The organism is Thiorhodovibrio litoralis (genome assembly GCF_033954455.1).
Taxonomy (GTDB): domain Bacteria; phylum Pseudomonadota; class Gammaproteobacteria; order Chromatiales; family Chromatiaceae; genus Thiorhodovibrio; species Thiorhodovibrio litoralis.
The window spans coordinates 3,382,945-3,399,993 of sequence record NZ_CP121473.1 but is presented as its reverse complement, the minus strand read 5'-3'; the positions used below and the strand labels follow the sequence as shown (position 1 = coordinate 3,399,993).

The following is a 17,049-nucleotide window of genomic DNA, read 5'->3' as shown; positions in this document are numbered from 1 at the left end:
TCCTTCGACGTCGTCATGGCGAGTCAGCCACCTCGGAATCGATGATCCCCTCGAACATCTCGATCCTGCCCTCACCGCTAAAGGCCTCTTTTGGCATCGGGTTGCCGTGGGCGACTTTAAAATCCTCCGAGCCGACCCACGCCTCGAACGCCTGGCGATCATGCCAGGTGGTTTGCACTAGATAGGGCGTGTCGGGCGTCTGGGGTTTGAGCACCTGCATGCGGATAAAACCCGGTTGTTTGTCGATCTGACCCGCGCGGTGGCGAAACCGGTCCTCGAACATCTCGGCGAAGTCCTCGACGACAGCGACGCGATTGATCACGATGAACATCAGCGAATCTCCTGTTGGCCTTGATGCGGATGGTTTGTTGTGTCTGTCAGAGCGATTACCGTGAATCAACAGGCTTCATCCTCCGGGGTGGCCGTGACCATGAGCGTTAGGAAGCGGCATCATACAGCGCGGCGCTCGCCTGAATGATGACGCTGCCCGTCGGGACACCGATATCCCCGGCAATCACCGAGCACTTGGCCTGCAGCAGGAAGCAAATGGGCGCATCTACCCCGCGCAGCGTCTCGTAATTGGCTTGGCCCTTGGCGATGATCAGCCGAGCGCGGTTGAAGCGATCGCGGAAGTCTGGCGAGCACAGACCCAAGGGCGCGCCCATGGCGTCGCAACCAGTGTCAATGATCTCCGCGACCTGGTCCAGGCCGGCGGCGACGGCTTCCTCGCGGGTGGCATCGTTTAGCACCGGGCCGGCCTTGACGGCATAGCGCACGGGCAGAGACAGCGTTTCGATCAGCACACGATCGAAGACCGTCTCGCCGGCGTTGTCGGCCAGATACAGCACGTCATCCACCCGTTCCAGCGCCTCGCGCAGCACCTGCAGATCGTCGATCGGCGGCGTGGCCTGAAGCACCCGTTCCAGTGTCGCCTCCAAGTCGAAGGTCTCGGCGACACCATGGTCGATGATGTTGCCGGCGATGGCGATGCGCACCGCTGTGTGGAGAGGATCATCGGACTCTTCAACCCTCTGCCGCAGCGTCGGCAGCAGGGCCAGAGCCTGTCCAGTGGCCTCGCGTTTCACCTCCAGGTAAGGGTCGGGTGCCCGCGCGCGTTCGCGCACCAGCCGATGAATGCGCTCGCCCATCTCCGGTGGGGTCGCATCGCTGCCAAGTTCGCGCAAGGCGGTCATGGTCTCTTCCAAGATCGCGCGCTGCAATTCAGCCGAGGCCCCAGCGCGGCGGGCCGCGCTCAGCGCCTGACGCAGGAAGCAGGGCCAGCAGTCCAGATAAACTTGCATGGTGGCCAGACCCTAGTGTTGGCGCTTCTGTTGCAGCAGTTGGTCGTGGTAAGAGCCCTCGCGCAGCAGCTTGGTGCCGCAATCGGGGCAGCGCTCGTCTTGGCAGGGGATGCCCGCACGATGCGCACTGCGATAGTCGCACTTCGGGCAGATGCAAGCGCCGCCCGCTCCCATATTGTGTCGTTGTTGCTTGGGCATGTTGGAACCTCCGCGTCACTGTTTCCGATCAATTTGCTCAGGATTATCCGGGGAGGTGGAAGTGGCCGCATTGATAAGTCGCGTTTCGGTGCGGGTTGGCTGACGGACCTTGGCCAAGCGGGATTTCGACCAACGGGAAAAGGCATTTGGACCACAATCAATGCAAGCGGCCAGCAGCAAAGTGCTCCCTGAAACTCTCTCTGGCCTCTGAGATCAACGGCTGCAGTTCGTCCTCCGACACTTCAATTACCTCGATGCCTAGGTTTTGTGCTTCCGCCCAAAGTTGGTTCAGTCTCTGCCCGCTAGATACCATGAGCTGCTGTGGGAAGTCTTGTTTGTGTGACCAGGCATCTTCAAGTGCGCGCAGCGCCTCGGCTTTCGTCATCTCGGACTGTCCAGTCGAGATAAAACCGGAGCTGAGCAGAAAGCAACTGGCCGCGTCCATGAGCGCGACGACATTGAAATCACCGTCGTGCTCGGTGTGAATCGGCGCTTCGTTCAAATTGAAAGCCACCCAGGCTTCCATGACGCGGAACTGATTGGGGTGAAGCATCTCCAGCACCTCTAATGATGGTGATTCGGCGGCAAACGCGGTGCTCTGTGCGCCAACATTGGGCGACGCGGCCCTTCGCAATGAGAAGACTCAGCTCGCCATTCTCGCCGATGAGTGAACGCAAGCACTGGGGCAGTGTGACAGCAATTCCCGCTGCTCCCCATTCGGTCGCGCGCCCGTCGATTGAGCGAGCGTTGCGAAACCCCTGGGCAGAGGAAAACCTCACGGGTAAGCCGTGATGGTGCAAGCTGGCTGTTGGTTATCCCCTGAACATCATCACACGAGCGCTCGGTCACGGCGGTCGTCTAGGAAGTATCCCAGGTCAGGACGAGTTTGGGCGGATCGAAGATGGAGCGATACAGGGCCTCCCAATTTGGGATCAGGCAGAGATTGAAGCGATGGCGTAGCTGATCCCACAACCGGATCTTGCTCTGCGCCGCTGTCATTGCGGTTTGAAACAGCCGACAACAGCGTTGTTGGATCTGGTCGATGAGAAACGCCAGCATCATCAGATGCATCAGCACGGTGCTTAAGTGTTGATCGCCGTGACCGAAGTTGTGCTCGAAGTGATAGCCTTGATTTTTCAGGGTGTTAAAGGTTTCGTTCTCGATTTTCCAGCGGGCGCGGGCTCCTCGCATCAAAGTCATCAGGTTGGTGTCGTCGATGGGAATGTCGGTGACCCAGGAGAAATGGGTCACCTTGCCATCCGGGGCGTGCTCCCAGTACTCGAGGAAATTGACCTCCAGGTCAAAATTGGACTCATTCAATGGGGCACCGTTGAGAGAGCGAAAGCGGTGGCGCGTGCCGTCTTCGTCCTTGTACTCGCGCACGATCGTCGTTGGGGTGTTGGCCACCCAGTCGAACAGAAAGCCATGGTCGCTTTCCTTGGCACCGAGGATGAAGCGCATGTTCAACGCCTGAAGATGGCGGATGTGCGGGGCGTTGGACGCCAAGGCATCCTCAATGACGATGAGTTTCAGGTGCGGATGCTCGCGACGCACATCGCTTAACAACCGCTTGCTGGCGTTGCGCTCGCAGTCGTTTTTCTTCGCCCCATCGGCGCGCATAATGGGCTCTGGTGCCAAGGGAAAGACCTCGCGCTGATCGGGGTGGACCAACACCGCCGCCAGCGCCTGATGGTAGTAGGTGATGGTGCCGTCGCGGTGGTGTTTCTCGGCGCAGTGCTGGCAATGGATGCTCTGTGAGGAGAAGTACCCGGTGCCGTCGAGCGAGAGCAGGTAGTGCCCGTGCAGATAGGCAAACCCTTCCAAGCCCTTGCCCCGCTGCAAGGCGGCCAACAACGCCTTGTACAAGGGGCGCAGATGCTTGGGGTCCATCACATCGAGACGTTGGCGAAACCAGGTATCGCTCGGGGCGCGCTCAATGCCGTAGAGCGTGCGCAGATTCGCTCGCTTGGTTGCATCCTTGCGGTCTTGGTCGAATTGCAGCAAGGAGGGGTATTTCAGTCCGAACAGCGCCAGACCGGACATCAGGTGATCGACCAGCGGGATGTCGCTCGCCGCTTCATCCGGGATTTTCCCGAAGACCGATCGCGCGGTGCGCAGCAGTCCGGCGGCACTCAGCGATTGACGACCAAAAGGCGCACTCATCAGTTCTTACCTCGCAACCTGAGCTTTGCGAGATAATACCCTGATTCTGTGAGAAAGTTTACGAAAACATTTTTCCCACAATCATGCAGTGCATTGTTTTTAAAGCAAATAATTCTTCAACGGGAATTGCTGGCAGTGTGACCCCATACCGATAAACAGTGTTTGCTAATCAGGCCGCAGGTAGACCCCGTCCTCGCCGATCTTGCCCGGGCCGTCGAGGACGTAGATGCCGGCGGAGTTGGCCTTGACCTCGAAATGCAGGGTGCCGTCGCTGTGCTGCTCGGCGCCGGTGACAGCATCGCGATACAGGCCGGGGCGGACGCCGTCGATGCCGATGCTCTGCTCACCGCCGATGGCGAGGCCGACCACCGCATAGCTGCCCTGGTCGCTCAGATCGCGGACGAAGGCCATGCCGCCGCCCCATTCGTTCACCTGGGTCATGGGCGCCTTCTGCAATGCCGGAATGGCCTGACGAATGCGGTTCAGGCGTTGGATGTGCCGGTAGATGGGATGCGCCTGGGTCTCGGCGATGCGGGCATCGCTCAGGTGGTCGCCGAAGTAGGCGCGGCCGGTGGACGAGAGGCAGTCCTTCTCGCACTCGACATCCTGGGGCGCCCCCTTCATGAATTCGATCTCTTCGCCGAAGTAGAGGCAGGGGATGCCGCGGGCCGTCCAGAGCAGGTTGTAGGCCGCGGCGGCCATCCATTGATCGCCCTTGAAGCGGTACTTGAAGTCGTTGTCGGGGCCGACGTCGTGGTTCTGCAGGAAGGTCACCAGTGAGGTGACGTCGCCATAGATCCAGTCCATGGACAGGATCTGGCCGGTGCCGGCGTAGGTGCCCTTGCTGACGGTGTCGCGGAAGGTGGAGAACAGGCCGAAGTCAAGCTGCGGAAAGCCTGAGTCGCCGCCGGCGTTCGGGTCGCGGGGATCGTCGCCGAGGCGGGTGTACCACCAGGGGCGGATTTCGCTCGGGCCATTGTCGCCGCCGCCCAGGTCGCCCCAGCCGTAGCCCTTGACCAGATTCTCGCCGAAGACGAAGAGCCCGGGTTTGTGCGCTTTCCAGGCGTTGACGTATTCGAGCAGATTATTGCGCTCGACATGCTTGACGGTGTCGATACGCAGGGCGTCGACGCCCATGTCCAGGTAGACCTTGACCGCGTCGATCAGGTAGCGCTTGACGTTCTCGCGCTCGGTGGCAAGGTCGATGCAGTCGCCGGCCAGGTGCTTGTTCTGGAGCGGATGCGCGCTCTCCCAGTCGCCGCCGCAGATGAAGCCGTCTTGATGGAACCAGTCCGGGTCAAGGGTTTGGGCGTCGACGCCGAAGAAGCGGCCCGGGTCGTACCCAGGCTTCGGCACCGTCTCGCCGGTCTTCGGATCAACCAGCGGCTCGGTGCCTGCCGGATCACGGTCGTGGCGTTCGCGCCACCAGTCCGGGGCCTTGGGGTTGTCGATATCGTCGCGGTTGGGCCAGGCGTAGTTGCCGAGGTGGCCTTGGTAGGGGCCATGGTCGACCTGGCCCTGCTCGCTGCCCTGCGGGACATAGTACTTGGTGGGCAGATGGTCGATATGGACCTGGTCGCGGATGCCGAACTGGCAGCAGTGGTTGACCACGACGTCCTGGATGATCTTGATACCCCGGGCGTGGGCCGCGTCGATCAGATCCTGGTAGGTCGCATCCGGGGATTCCAGGCGCGGGTCGATGCGGGTCCAGTCGTAGCCGTGGTAGCCGTGGTAGTCGAGTCCCGAGCGGTTCTCGATCGGCGGCGTGATCCAGATGGCCGTGAACCCCAAGTCGGCGATGTAGTCGAGCCGCTGGATCAGCCCCTTGAAGTCACCGCGCCAGTGAGGATCGGTCGGATTACCGGCGGCGTCGAACTCGATGCGGTCGCGACAGAAAAAGTTGTTGGACGGGTCGCTGTCGTGGAAGCGGGCCGTCAGCAGGAAGTAGATGGTCTCTTCGCGGAAGTCGGTGCGTTCCGCGATCGGGCGCGGGCCGGCATCCGCTGTTGTGCGTGTCGGTTGCGATGCTGGACGCGATTCTGGTCCCGGCTTCGATTTTGAGTTGGATTTCGGTGCGGTTGCTCCGCCTCTTGGGGATGATATCTTAGCTTCGGGCGGTACGGCGTCCTGCCAGTGATGGTTGAAGTCGAACCAACCGCTACGCTCGCAAACGAGGTCGCCGCTCTGCCGGCCCTGGCCGTCGTTGAAGACGAGGCGCACGCGGGTGGTGTCGGCAAAGCGGCAGAGATACCAGCCGTGGTGTCTGGGGTCCGGCGTCATCTCTACACCGGGCCATTCTGTGGCGCAGTCTGTGGCGTCATGATCCGGCCAACGGTCCCAGTAGTGGACGCGTGGCGGCCGAGACCAATCGGCGGGCGGGCTGAAACGAACTGTGAGGTCTGGCATCAGGGGCTCCTTGCAGGGCGCTGGGGCGAGCCTGGACGGGGTTCAGGTCCTAACCTCAACACCTCGGCGCATTGATGTTGGTACTCGGTCGCTGTGAGAGCACCTATCCCGCACCAATAGGCTTGCCAGTCAGCGGCCATCGCTGAATCGTCCGTCGAGGAGCCATAAAACAGCAGGTAGTTATCGCGCTGTGCCTCGTTTGTGGGCAAGCTGCGATAGAGTTCATCAAAACCTGTAGCCGATGGCAGGAGATCGAAGGCCGTTGCGAAGTCGTATTCGTGCGTATACCAAGCCGGTGCAGTCCTGCGTTCAAGGTCGAGATAGTAGGTGTCGAGGTCGATCACGTGCGCGCTTGCAGGATCATAGCCGTAGACCTGATAGGCGGGGTTATTGCCGAATAATGGACTGACGGCCGGTGTGATTTTGATCAGCTCTGGGCTTTCTTCCGGAAAATAACCGGTTTCGGCGTGACTGATCAGCCGGAAGTCGTCCATATGGGTGTGTCCACTTTGACCGAAGAGCACGAGCGGCGCGTAGGCCCGGATGAGATCCAAAAAACGCGCAAGGGGTGCTTCCCGCCATTGGGACACCACTGCGGGCGGGTTGCTGTTCAAGGTGGCATACACATCGACACTGGGCGGGATATGGCTTAGCAGCCACACGCGTTCATCAGCCGCCTGGGCGCGCACCAGCTCACCTTCTAGCCAGTCGAGTTGCGCGTCGGCTGACACTTCGACGCCGGAATCGGGATGCTGCGGCGAGAAAAACACCGAGCTCAAAGAAATCAGGCGGGTGCGGTCAAGACTGGGTAGCAGCAGACTGTAATGGCCATGGGCCGAGTAACTTGCCAGAAACTCTCCTGCATCCGCGATATCGCCAACCCATTCCTGGAGAAATAACTCGGCGGTGCGCGCAAGAAAATCGCCTTCGTCAACCAATGCATAGTCGCCCGCGAAGGCATCGACATTGCCGAGTGTGAACACCACGGGCACGCCTGGGAAGGTGTCGGCGATCTTTTTGGTCACGAAGGTGACTGTCTTCAGGATAAAGTCGTCTCTTTCCGCGGGCGTTGCATTCGCGAAGGCGGCATCAAACTTGTCCCAAATACCATGGCCGAGGAAGTCGCCGGAATAGATGATGAAATCCGGGGTCGGCACCCGGACTCGTGCATTGGCCAGCACGGCATTGAGCAAAGCGTAATTGGTCGGCTCACCCGTTGCGGGCAGCGCAGTCGATGCGCGGCGGGAGAGATAGGCATCCCAAGCCTCAGCCGGCATCATCGCCAGGTTTTCAATCAGGTCCGGTTCAGTGAATGGGTCGAAGTGAATATCGGTCAGAGACAGAATGCGGCTTGAGAGTGACGATGGCGTTGACCAGACGGCAAGCTCATACTGCCACTGGGGCAGTTCGGCAAAAATGCGTGCCACTTCCTCCGGGCTGGCCGTGTAGAGATGGGACTGCAGGCGCTTGTTCAGGAAGCGGAAAACCGGCTCGAAAGTCTGACTAGTTTCGGTCTCCCCTGCGAAAGCCTGCACCGGCGGCGAATACCAGGCAACGCCCTGATGCTGCCAGCCTGTCCCGGCCGCCTGCATCGCGGCAATCTCCTGTGCATCGGCGGTATAGAAAAACTGCTGAAGCTTGGGATTCCAGAATTGCTGCACGGCGATGGTTGCGGGAGCGGCCTTGGTGTAAGCCTGCCAGGCCGCGCCCTGAAAACGCCAGCCGTTTCCATCCGTCAGTATCAGCGCATCCGCCTCGGCATCATTGATGGTGCAGAAAAAGCTGTGCGCGTGAGGATGCCAAAACCGATAGACCGGACTGCTTGGCTCAGCGGTAGCATCCGACGCCAAGAGTAGGAGGGTCGCCCAAAGAATCCAAAGCCTTGATCGTCTGACAATCATAAAATCTAGCGCGAGAGACCTCGGCATCAGGCCGGGAAGGGGTAGCGCACTGCGCAAAGCGCGGTTAGGCAGCCCCTCTCGCTTCCTCCGTAGGGTTTTTGGCCGAAAGAAACAGCATGAACAGCAGCAAGTCCGTAGCGCCATTATTGCGCATCGTATCGGTCAATGGCACTGCAATGACGGCGGGGCCAGATCAAGCAGCTCGGTGGTTTGAGCTTGCTGTGGCTTGGCGTCGCGCTGCTGTTTGGCGAGGGTGGTTCTTTGGTTGTCGCCACGGCGGGCTGATGGATCCCTGTCTGGTCTGCTCGATACCCAGGCGCTGCTCGCACGGCGGGCAGGCCGCGCGACCTCAATCACCGCGCTGAAATCGCCATCCTTGAGTCGCTGACCTTCTGAAACCGCCACGGCATTGGGCTGAGCCACTCGCCGACTGGACATCACGGACCATGCGGATCGATCAGATCGCGCTCTTTGCCAGTGAACTCAAGCCGAGTGGCGCCGAGTACCGTTGTCTGTATCGAACAACCCGGACGGGCTGAAAACGGCATCCAAGTCACCACGGGAGACCCAAAGCATCACTTGCTCTTGCACGACTGCCCGGCTCAGGCGTTGCGCAGACGCAAGCCGATCTCAATCAGACGGCTTGTGGCGAGTTTGAACAGGTTGACCAGACACTCAATCGCGTTTACCAACAAATCCGCCGGCGCTATCAAGGCGACAGTCAATTCTTGGACAAGCTCAAGCGGTCCCAGCGCGCCTGGATCACCTTTCGCGATGCCGAGCTTGAAGCACTCTATCCCGATGACAACAAGCAAATGCACTACGGAAGTATCTACCCGATGTGTGTCTGCGGCGAGCAGGCGCGCCTGACCCAGGACCGCATCGAACAGCTTAGACGCTGGCTGGAGGTTGAAGAAGGCGATGGCTGTGCTGGCAGCCGACGGCCATGACGAAGATTTGAGCGGCGAGCCTGAGCGCTCGTCAGCGCTTGATCAACCTGGCATCGCTGGAACGGGCTTGGCAAGCGGCCGCAGCGCGACTAGGTCAATCAAGGCCGCCTGGCCGACATGGCCGGTGCCTTCGCGCGGTTCGTTCTGGTATTCCTCGAGCCGCGGAATCTCAAGCCCGGTTGATGATCGCCGCCCAGCCAAAGAAGGCCGTGATTTGGTCGATGGTCATGGGTTCTGTTAGCGTCTCGGGTCAGGTTGATCCATCCATTGAGGACGACGACATGAATGATAACGAAAGTGATCTGCGCACCATCACCCTGCATAACGGCGTGGCCATGCCGAGCTTGGCCTTTGGTTGCGCCTTCGGCGACTGGGTCGGGCGGACAGCCTTCCAGGGATTTCTGCCGGAGCAGGCATGGCGGGCCATCAGCTTGGCGCTGGACAACGGCTATCGCGCCTTTGATGGTGCCCGCGTCTATGGGACCGAACGGATTCTCGGCACCTTGCTTGGCCAACGCTTTGCCAGCGGCGAACTGAGCCGCGAGGAACTGTTCATCACCACCAAGCTGGCCCATCCCGCCGCGCCGCCGCATATCAACATCTCCCACCGTCGCACCTGGGATGCCGACAAAGTCGAAGACATCGCCCAGCAGGTCCGTGACGACATGGTCGATACCCTGGACGATCTTGGCCTTGGCTATGTTGATCTGCTGCTGATGCACTGGCCGGGCAGTTTTGGTGAGAACACCACCGGTGATCCGGACTTCCCGCGCAAGGTGCGCGCGACCATCTGGCGCACCTTCTGCGAACTGGCCGACAAGGGTGCGGCGCGGGCCATAGGCGTGTCCAACTTCACCATCGGGCATCTGCGCCAGCTGATGGAAGACGTGCCCGAGCCTGAGCGCCGGCCCACCATCAACCAGGTAGAGATCCATCCATACTGTCGCGAACCGCAGCTCGAGACCTTCTGCCGCGAGCAGGGCATCGTCGTCACCGCTTATGCGCCATTTGCCAGCGGTGCCTTTGATCTGTTAAGCGACCCGATCCTCACCGCCATCGCCGAGCGTCACGGCAAGACGACCGGACAGGTGGTGCTGCGTTGGCATGTGCAGAGTGGCCGCACCGCGCTGCCCAAGACATCCAAGGCCGCGCGCATGGCCGAGAATCGCGCGATCTTCGACTTCGCGCTCAGTGACGAGGAAATTCAAGCCATTGATGCGCTCGGCACTGGCGAGGCGCGCCGAACCTGCCCAGATCCCGCATTGGTCGTTTAACGCGCATGGTCACGGCCGCCCCGAAGAATGAAGCCTGTTGTTTCGCTAAGGACGGCCGTGGAGACGCTTCCCACGCTATTCGTTGCTTTGTTTCGGGTATCAAGAATCGACTGTCTGAACTGTCCGCGCACTTTAAGAAGCCTTCCTTGGAACAGCGGCACCTTATCTTGTTCGGTCCGCGAAAAGCCGTGCGCGAGTCGCGGACGCGCCAACGGCTGCTGGACCTCTCCATCAAGCCTCTGGCCGAGATCGCTGTCTACAAGTGCGCCACGACCGTCGAGAAGTTCGGTGCCCGTGTCGGCAAGGTCTTGGCCAAGTACAAGATGGGCAAATTCATTCAATGGGCCATCGAGGCCGATCCGCAACAGAAAAAATGCTGCCCGCATCGCCTGACTTGGTCGATCAGCACCGAGAAAGTGGAACGCGAGAAGCGCTTCGTTGGCTGCTAGGCGATCAGCAGCGATGTCGATAGAACGCAGACGAAGACCTTGGACGTGGTGCGCGCCTATAAAAGCCTGACTTTTTCGAGCAGGCCTTGCGCAATCTCAAGACAGTGCAGCTGGATATTCGCCCGGTTTATCACAAGACGGATGATCGCATTCGCAGCCACGTCGATCTCTGCATGCTGGCCGATGACCTGCAATGGCACATGGAACAACGTTTAGCCCCGCTCTTTGCCATCGATTCATCGAGGATTGCCCGGTCTGTTGATCTTCCGAGACGGGACATTATCCACCAGTTGCCAGATGATCGCGGCAATCATCCGGAAGGAGCCGCCGCCGCGGCGCGGAAGAAAGTCAGAACATCAAGCAGCTGCTGGGCATCGTCGCGCATTTGCCGGCCGATGTTGCCGATCTGCTCGACCGCGTCGCGGCTGCGCAGGCTGGAGTGATCCTGGCGTTGGGTGGCGCTTTCAATGGTGCTCATCATCTCAGCCATCGCGTTGACCGAGCGGGAGATATTGGCAAAGGACTCGGACAGCGCGCGGGCGGTGTTCTCGGCCATGTTCTTGCTGGAGGCATCGGTCTCCTGCGATGCGGCGATGGCCTCGCCCATGCTGCCGCGGATGCGGTGCAGCAGGGACTCGATCTCCTGAGCCGCCTTGGCCGATGAGCCGGACAGGGTCTTGACCTCGTCCGCCACCACGGCAAAGCCGCGGCCGTGCTCGCCGGCGCGCGCCGCCTCGACCGCCGCGTTCAGCGCCAGCAGGTTGGTCTGGTTGGCGATCTTGTGGATGCGACTGGTGAACTGGCTGATCTGCTCGGATTCCCCGTCCAGCGTCTGGATTTGGCCATTGAGCTTGAGCAGTACCTCGCGGATGGCGTCGAGATCGGCGCGGGTTTGCCGCACGCTGTCGGAGCCTTCCCCGGCATGCCCGCTCATGGTCTTGGCCAGCTCGATCGCCTGGGCGACGTTGCTGACCACCTCCTCGATACTGGCGGTCAAGTCCTGGTTGGCATCGTGCAGATCTTGGCTGGACGCGTCTAGGTTCGCCACCGAGCCGGACAGACCGCCGGAGACGGATTCGATCCGTTGGACAAAATCGCGCAGGCTGTTGACCATATCGTTGACTGAATGGCCAAGCACGTCATGCGCGCTTTTCGGCTCGACACTGCGCGACAGATCGCCGTGGGCGACATTGTTGGTGACCCGCACGACGTCCTCGATCTTGTCGAGCATGTCGTTGAAGGTCATGGCAACTTCGCCCATCTCGGTGCCGATCTCGATCTCCACCCGCTTGCTGAGATCGCCCGTCTTGCCGATGTAATGCATGGCCTCGATGGCGTCCAGGTGCGACATGCGGAAACCATGCTCGGCCACATTCAGGCCGCGAATCTCATCCTCGCGCGACACCCGCATGCCGCCGGTGGTGATGTCGATGCCCTTGATGACCAAAAAGGCGACGCCGAAAGTCCACAGGAAGCACACCAGCACGCCGAGGAACTGGACGCTGATCTGATCGAAACGGCTGAGCTCGCCGAGATGCTCGGGCAGAATGAGCAGGCCGAGCGCGAGGGTGCCCCAGGCGCCGCAGAAGCCATGCACCGACACGGCGCCGACCACGTCGTCGAGCTTGAACACCTTCTCCATCAGCTCGATGCCGATGTAGACCACCACGCCAGCGCCTAGCCCGATCCACATGGCGCCCATGGTGTCGACGAAGGCACAGCCGGCGGTGATGCCCACGAGCCCGCCGAGGAGCCCGTTGGTGACCATCTCCACCTCGGGGCGTTTCAGTGGGCTGAGCACCCAGCTAATGGCCGATGCCGCCAGACAGGCGAAGCAGGCCGCGATCAGCGTATTCATCGCAATAATGGCGATGTCGGGCGTGGCCTCCAGGGTGCTGCCGCAGTTGAACCCGAACCAGCCAAAGAACAGGATGAAGGCGCCCAGCACCGCCATGGTCATGCTATGCGGCGGCAGCCGCTGCGGGGTGCCGTCCTCCTTGAACTTGCCGATGCGCGGGCCGACCACCATCACGCCCACCAGCGCGGTCCAGCCGCCAACCGAGTGCACCACGGTGGAACCGGCAAAGTCCTTGAAACCGCGCGCCTCCAGCCAGCCGGCCTGATCGTGCAGCAGCCCACCCCAGGCCCAGTGGCCAAACACCGGGTAGATCACCGCCGAGATGAGCCCGGAGATAATCAGGTAAGTGCGAAATTTGGCCCGCCCGGCGATGGCGCCCGAGTCAATGGTGGCCGCGGTGCCGACGAAGACTGCCTGGAAAACGAAAAACGCCAGCCGCCAGGGATCATCGACATTGATGAAGAAATCCCCCCAGCCGAACCAGCCGCCCTGGGTGTCGCCAAACATAATCCCGAAGCCGACCATCCAGAACAGGATGGCGGCGATGACGAAGTCCGCCAGGTTTTTGATGGCGACATTGATCGAGTGCTTGGCCGCCGCCAGCCCCGCTTCCAGGCACATGAACCCGGCCTGCATCAGAAATACCAGCGCCGCGCAGACCATGACCCAGACGAAATTCAGATTGGTCGCGAGCGTGGCGGTTTCCATGGGGATTGCACCGCAAACCGAATGGCAGCCTGGGAATGACCCGAGCCGGAGCAAAACGGGCTGGTGAAAGCCCTGTTTCTTGGGAGGCTTTTTGCCTGGAAAGCGCTGTCCGCGTTTTTATGCGAATAGCGTTCAATCACGGCCTGCTGTTGAGTATAGCCTCTGTGCCGCGACGGTTATCATGATTGCGCCTATTCATTAGTGGGAATGATCGATGATTGGCAATCATTGTTCATTTGTAGTGCAAGGCCGCACGCTTTTGATGCATGTGATCAGTTATGGTGCGCATTGTCTGCGCAAGGGGCGGTAGGCTTGGATTTTATTGCTTGGGTGAGCCGATCGGAGAGCAACCTTGGAATAACCTTATATACTTTATGCACATGATCGCAGTGCCGTATTGGCGCGGTTCTTCATTCGCATCAAGGGTTGGTCATGCCGTCCATTAACGATATCCGTATGCGGCCGAAGCTGGTTGGCCTGTTTCTGCTGATCGGCGTCTCGGCGCTGGCGTTTGTCGGCTTGTGGGCCGGCTATCAGGCCGAGAAGGCGCTGCTGCACAAGTCCTATGCACAGCTTGAGTCGGTGCGCGAAATCAAGCGCCAGGCGGTGGAGCGCTACTTCATCCACATCCAGAACCAAATCCTCACCTTTTCGGAAAACGCCATGGTGGTGGACGCCATGCGCGAGCTGCGCGCGGTGTTTCCGCGCTTTCGCGCGGAAAACGGCTACGCGGCCGACGACATCCAGCGCCTGGGCGAGGAACTGGCCAGCTATTACAGCGATCAATTCTCGGCGGAATTCCGCGACCAGAACGACGGCCGCGACCCCGAGGCGCTGCGCTATTTCAAGCAGCTCGATGATGATTCCCTGGCTCTACAGCATGCCTATATCCAGGCCAATCCCAATCCGCTTGGCTCCAAGGAGGGACTCGACCGCGCGCCGGACCAGTCCAGCTACTCCGCGCTGCATGGCCGGATTCATCCGATCATCCGCAGCTATCTGCAAAAGTTCGGCTACTACGACATCTTTCTGGTGGACCCGGATACTGGCGATATTCTGTATTCGGTGTTCAAAGAGCTGGACTACTCCACCTCCCTGATTGACGGCCCCTATGCCGACACCAATTTCGGCGAGGTCTTCCGGCTGGCCAATGCCGCGACCACGCCCGAGGTCTTCTTCCTGGTCGACTATGCCCAATACGTCCCATCCTACGAGGCTCCGGCCAGCTTCATCGCCTCACCCATCTTCGACCGGGGCGAGAAAATCGGCGTGGCCATCTTCCAGATGCCGATCGACGCACTCAATTCCATCATGGCCGAGCGCGCCGGCCTCGGCCGCTCGGGCGAATCCTATTTGGTCGGCCCCGACCTGCTGATGCGCTCCGACTCCTACCTGGCCCCCGACAGCCACTCGGTCACCGCCTCCTTCCGTCATCCCGAGACAGGGCGGGTGGATACCCGCGCCGTGCACCAGGCGCTGGCCGGCGAGACGGGTTCCGAGATCGTCATCGATTACAACGGCAACCCGGTGCTTTCGGCCTATGCGCCGGTCAAGCTGGGCGCCTTCACCTGGGCGCTGATGGCCGAAATCGACGAGGCCGAGGTCATGGCGCCGGTTGACCGGCTGATCTTCTCCCTGGTTGTCGCCGGGCTGATCTTCGCCGCCATCATCGTGCTGCTCGCGCTGGTGGTGTCCAACGCCATTGCCAGACCGCTGCGCGCCGGCGTCGCCTTTGCCGAGCGCATCGCCGAGGGTGACCTGAGCGCGCGGCTTTCGGTGCGGCAGCGCGACGAAATCGGCCTGCTCGCCGACGCCCTGCGCGCCATGATGGACAAGCTGCGCCAAGTGGTGGCCGAGGTGCAAAGCTCCGCGCGCGAGGTCAGCCAAAGCAGCCAGCAATTGGCCGATTCCTCCAGCCGGCTGTCGCAGGGTTCCGAGCAGCAGGCGCGCTCGGCCGAGGACATCTCCACCTCCATGGAGGACATGACCGCAATCATTCAAAATAACAGCGACCGCGCCGCGCGTACCCAGGTTTCCGCGCAAAGCGCCGCCAATGACGCGCGCGAAGGCGGCGGCGCCGTGAAGCAGACCGTGGCCGCCATGCAGCAGATCACCGGCAAGCTCACGGTCATCGAGGAGATCGCGCGCAAGACCAACCTGCTCGCGCTAAACGCCGCTATCGAGGCCGCGCGTGCCGGCGAGGCCGGTCGTGGCTTCGCCGTGGTCGCCAGCGAGGTGCGCAAGCTTGCCGCCAGCAGTCAGGACGCGGCGCGCGAAATCACCGAGCTGGCCGCGCAAAGCCGCGAAGTGGCTGAGAGTGCTGGCGCCATGATCGAGAAAGTGGTCCCCGCCATCGAGGAAACCGCAGGCATGATCCAGGAGATCGCCCAGGCCGGCCAGCAGCAAAACCAGGGAGCCGAGCGCATCGCCGCAGCCGTCAAGCGGCTCGACGCAGTCATCCACTCCAACAGCGCCACCTTCCAGCAAACCTCGGAAATGGCCGAGCAGTTACTTCACAATGCCGAGGACATGCAGCGCGTCATCGGCTTTTTCGTCATCCATGGATAAGGGGATTGACCGCATGCGCCTGTTCACCGTTCTCATGGTCTTTTTTCTGGTTCCCGCCGCGAGCGGAGCACAGACTCAGGCCGACCTGAACCAGACCGCCTGTGGTGAGTTTGAACAAGCCGACCAGACACTCAATCGCGTCTACCAGCAAATCCGCCGGCGCTACTAAGGCGACAACGATTTTCTGGACAAGCTCAAGCGCTCCCAGCGCGCCTGGATTGCCTTTCGCGATGCCGAGTTGGAGGCGCTATACCCCGTTGAGAACAAACAAACGAGCTACGGCAGCATCTACCCGATGTGTGTCTGCGGCGAGAAGGCGCGACTGACCCAGGACCGCATCGAGCAGCTAAGACGCTGGTTGGAGGTTGAAGAAGGCGATGGCTGTGCTGGTAGCCGACGGCCTTGATGGGCGCGCTGCTGCAATGACGCGCAAAACTGTGAAACCTGATTCTGCAACCAAAGTGCTCACAGGCACGCGGAAAAGTTGGCAGGGCGTTCCAAAATCGCGGATAATAATAGCGATTACAGAAATAATGAAACAACCGCCGCATGTCCGCAACCCAAGACGCCATTCTCGCGCTCACCCGACAGCAGGGTCTTCTCCGCCCGATCGATCTGGATGCCCAGGGTCTGCCGCGGGTGTCTCTGACGCGACTTGTGCGCCAGGGTCGACTCGCGCGTGTTGGACGGGGGCTTTATGCCTTACCTGAGCGGCCGGTATCGGAACATGCGGCCTTGGCCGAAGTGGCGCGCCGTTCCCCCCATGCCGTGATATGCCTGCTCTCGGCGCTGCGCTTCCATGAACTGACGACTCAGAACCCATTCGACGTGTGGCTAGCCATTCCCGGCAAGGCCCATGCACCCGCCCTGTCGTATCCACCGCTGCGCGTCGTGCGGTTTTCCGAGGCAGGAATGACCGAGGGCGTCGATCAGCACGAGATCGACAGGGTCAGGGTGCGAGTGACCAATCTTGCGCGCACCGTGGCGGACTGTTTCAAATACCGCAACAAGATCGGCCTCGATGTCGCCCTGGAAGCACTGAAGGAGGCGCTCGGCCAGGATGGTGGACCCCGTCGGGTTAGCATCGATGCATTGTGGCGCTTCGCCGAGATGAATCGGGTGGGCAAGGTCATCCGGCCCTATCTGGACAGTCTCGCATGAATGGTCCGGATGTCGGTGCATCCGTGCCAGCCCGGCTGCTGAATATTGCCAAGGCGGACGAGCAGGACTTCAATTTTGTGTTGAGTCTCCGAGAAATTGCAGGCTCTGGTTG

Annotated in this window: 14 protein-coding genes and 1 pseudogene; 6 read left to right on the top strand and 9 right to left on the bottom strand. The window is 60.9% G+C overall.

What is annotated here, in order from left to right; all coding sequences use genetic code 11:
- Window positions 1–13 precede the first annotated feature (13 nt).
- From Thiosp_RS15155 to Thiosp_RS15120, 8 genes are all read right to left on the bottom strand, one after another.
- A complete protein-coding gene (locus Thiosp_RS15155) occupies window positions 14–331 on the bottom strand; it encodes an antibiotic biosynthesis monooxygenase family protein (RefSeq protein WP_201063033.1) in 318 nt (105 codons plus the stop codon).
- 106 nt (window positions 332–437) lie between these two features.
- A complete protein-coding gene (locus tag Thiosp_RS15150) occupies window positions 438–1,301 on the bottom strand; it encodes a damage-control phosphatase ARMT1 family protein (protein ID WP_201063032.1) in 864 nt (287 codons plus the stop codon).
- A gap of 12 nt (window positions 1,302–1,313) precedes the next feature.
- Window positions 1,314–1,499, bottom strand: a complete 186-nt coding sequence (locus Thiosp_RS15145; RefSeq protein ID WP_201063031.1) for a ferredoxin — start codon at window positions 1,497–1,499, stop codon at window positions 1,314–1,316.
- A gap of 157 nt (window positions 1,500–1,656) precedes the next feature.
- Window positions 1,657–2,052: a hypothetical protein gene (locus tag Thiosp_RS15140; protein WP_201063030.1), complete on the bottom strand. Its 396-nt coding sequence runs from the start codon at window positions 2,050–2,052 to the stop codon at window positions 1,657–1,659.
- 305 nt (window positions 2,053–2,357) lie between these two features.
- Window positions 2,358–3,662, bottom strand: a complete 1,305-nt coding sequence (locus tag Thiosp_RS15135) for a hypothetical protein (RefSeq protein WP_323696447.1) — start codon at window positions 3,660–3,662, stop codon at window positions 2,358–2,360.
- Window positions 3,663–3,827: 165 nt separating this feature from the next.
- Window positions 3,828–6,068, bottom strand: a complete 2,241-nt coding sequence (locus tag Thiosp_RS15130) for an alpha-amylase family glycosyl hydrolase (protein ID WP_201063235.1) — start codon at window positions 6,066–6,068, stop codon at window positions 3,828–3,830.
- On the bottom strand, window positions 6,068–7,918 hold the full coding sequence (locus Thiosp_RS15125) for a metallophosphoesterase (protein WP_201063234.1): 1,851 nt from the start codon (window positions 7,916–7,918) through the stop codon (window positions 6,068–6,070). Before Thiosp_RS15125 ends, Thiosp_RS15130 begins: the two co-directional genes overlap by 1 nt.
- Window positions 7,919–8,131: 213 nt before the next feature.
- Entirely contained in the window at window positions 8,132–8,407 is a 276-nt protein-coding gene (locus Thiosp_RS15120) for a hypothetical protein (protein ID WP_201063233.1), read from the bottom strand.
- Between the two features lie 155 nt (window positions 8,408–8,562).
- Between Thiosp_RS15120 and Thiosp_RS15115 the strand changes: the two genes are divergently transcribed.
- The 3 genes from Thiosp_RS15115 to Thiosp_RS15105 all read left to right on the top strand — a co-directional run bounded on the left by Thiosp_RS15115 (window position 8,563) and on the right by Thiosp_RS15105 (window position 10,642).
- Window positions 8,563–8,919, top strand: coding sequence for a lysozyme inhibitor LprI family protein (locus Thiosp_RS15115; RefSeq protein ID WP_201063236.1), 357 nt, complete (start codon window positions 8,563–8,565; stop codon window positions 8,917–8,919).
- 281 nt (window positions 8,920–9,200) lie between these two features.
- Entirely contained in the window at window positions 9,201–10,193 is a 993-nt protein-coding gene (locus tag Thiosp_RS15110; protein WP_201063232.1) for an aldo/keto reductase family protein, read from the top strand.
- Window positions 10,194–10,339: 146 nt separating this feature from the next.
- A complete protein-coding gene (locus Thiosp_RS15105; protein ID WP_201063231.1) occupies window positions 10,340–10,642 on the top strand; it encodes a hypothetical protein in 303 nt (100 codons plus the stop codon).
- Window positions 10,643–10,952: 310 nt separating this feature from the next.
- Here the strand turns inward: Thiosp_RS15105 and amt are convergent, their stop codons facing one another.
- Window positions 10,953–13,208, bottom strand: coding sequence for an ammonium transporter (gene amt / locus Thiosp_RS15100; RefSeq protein ID WP_201063230.1), 2,256 nt, complete (start codon window positions 13,206–13,208; stop codon window positions 10,953–10,955).
- A 432-nt stretch (window positions 13,209–13,640) separates the two neighbouring features.
- Here amt and Thiosp_RS15095 point away from each other — a divergent pair, with 432 nt between their 5' ends.
- The 3 genes and pseudogenes from Thiosp_RS15095 to Thiosp_RS15085 all read left to right on the top strand — a co-directional run bounded on the left by Thiosp_RS15095 (window position 13,641) and on the right by Thiosp_RS15085 (window position 16,937).
- Window positions 13,641–15,776, top strand: a complete 2,136-nt coding sequence (locus Thiosp_RS15095; protein ID WP_201063229.1) for a methyl-accepting chemotaxis protein — start codon at window positions 13,641–13,643, stop codon at window positions 15,774–15,776.
- Window positions 15,727–16,182 (top strand): annotated as a pseudogene (locus Thiosp_RS15090) (lysozyme inhibitor LprI family protein). The gene Thiosp_RS15095 and the pseudogene Thiosp_RS15090 overlap by 50 nt, the downstream one beginning before the upstream one ends.
- 143 nt (window positions 16,183–16,325) lie before the next feature.
- Complete coding sequence (locus Thiosp_RS15085; protein ID WP_201063228.1) at window positions 16,326–16,937, top strand: type IV toxin-antitoxin system AbiEi family antitoxin domain-containing protein; 612 nt, start codon at window positions 16,326–16,328, stop codon at window positions 16,935–16,937.
- Window positions 16,938–17,049: the final 112 nt, after the last annotated feature.

Bases quoted from the DNA above. Each gene is read 5' to 3' on its own strand.
- Thiosp_RS15155 (WP_201063033.1), bottom strand. From the start codon at position 331: ATGTTCATCGTGATCAATCGCGTCGCTGTCGTCGAGGACTTCGCCGAG.
- Thiosp_RS15150 (WP_201063032.1), bottom strand. From the start codon at position 1,301: ATGCAAGTTTATCTGGACTGCTGGCCCTGCTTCCTGCGTCAGGCGCTG.
- Thiosp_RS15145 (WP_201063031.1), bottom strand. From the start codon at position 1,499: ATGCCCAAGCAACAACGACACAATATGGGAGCGGGCGGCGCTTGCATC.
- Thiosp_RS15140 (WP_201063030.1), bottom strand. From the start codon at position 2,052: ATGCTTCACCCCAATCAGTTCCGCGTCATGGAAGCCTGGGTGGCTTTC.
- Thiosp_RS15135 (WP_323696447.1), bottom strand. From the start codon at position 3,662: ATGAGTGCGCCTTTTGGTCGTCAATCGCTGAGTGCCGCCGGACTGCTG.
- Thiosp_RS15130 (WP_201063235.1), bottom strand. From the start codon at position 6,068: ATGCCAGACCTCACAGTTCGTTTCAGCCCGCCCGCCGATTGGTCTCGG.
- Thiosp_RS15120 (WP_201063233.1), bottom strand. From the start codon at position 8,407: ATGTCCAGTCGGCGAGTGGCTCAGCCCAATGCCGTGGCGGTTTCAGAA.
- Thiosp_RS15110 (WP_201063232.1), top strand. From the start codon at position 9,201: ATGAATGATAACGAAAGTGATCTGCGCACCATCACCCTGCATAACGGC.
- amt (WP_201063230.1), bottom strand. From the start codon at position 13,208: ATGGAAACCGCCACGCTCGCGACCAATCTGAATTTCGTCTGGGTCATG.
- Thiosp_RS15095 (WP_201063229.1), top strand. From the start codon at position 13,641: ATGCCGTCCATTAACGATATCCGTATGCGGCCGAAGCTGGTTGGCCTG.
- Thiosp_RS15085 (WP_201063228.1), top strand. From the start codon at position 16,326: ATGTCCGCAACCCAAGACGCCATTCTCGCGCTCACCCGACAGCAGGGT.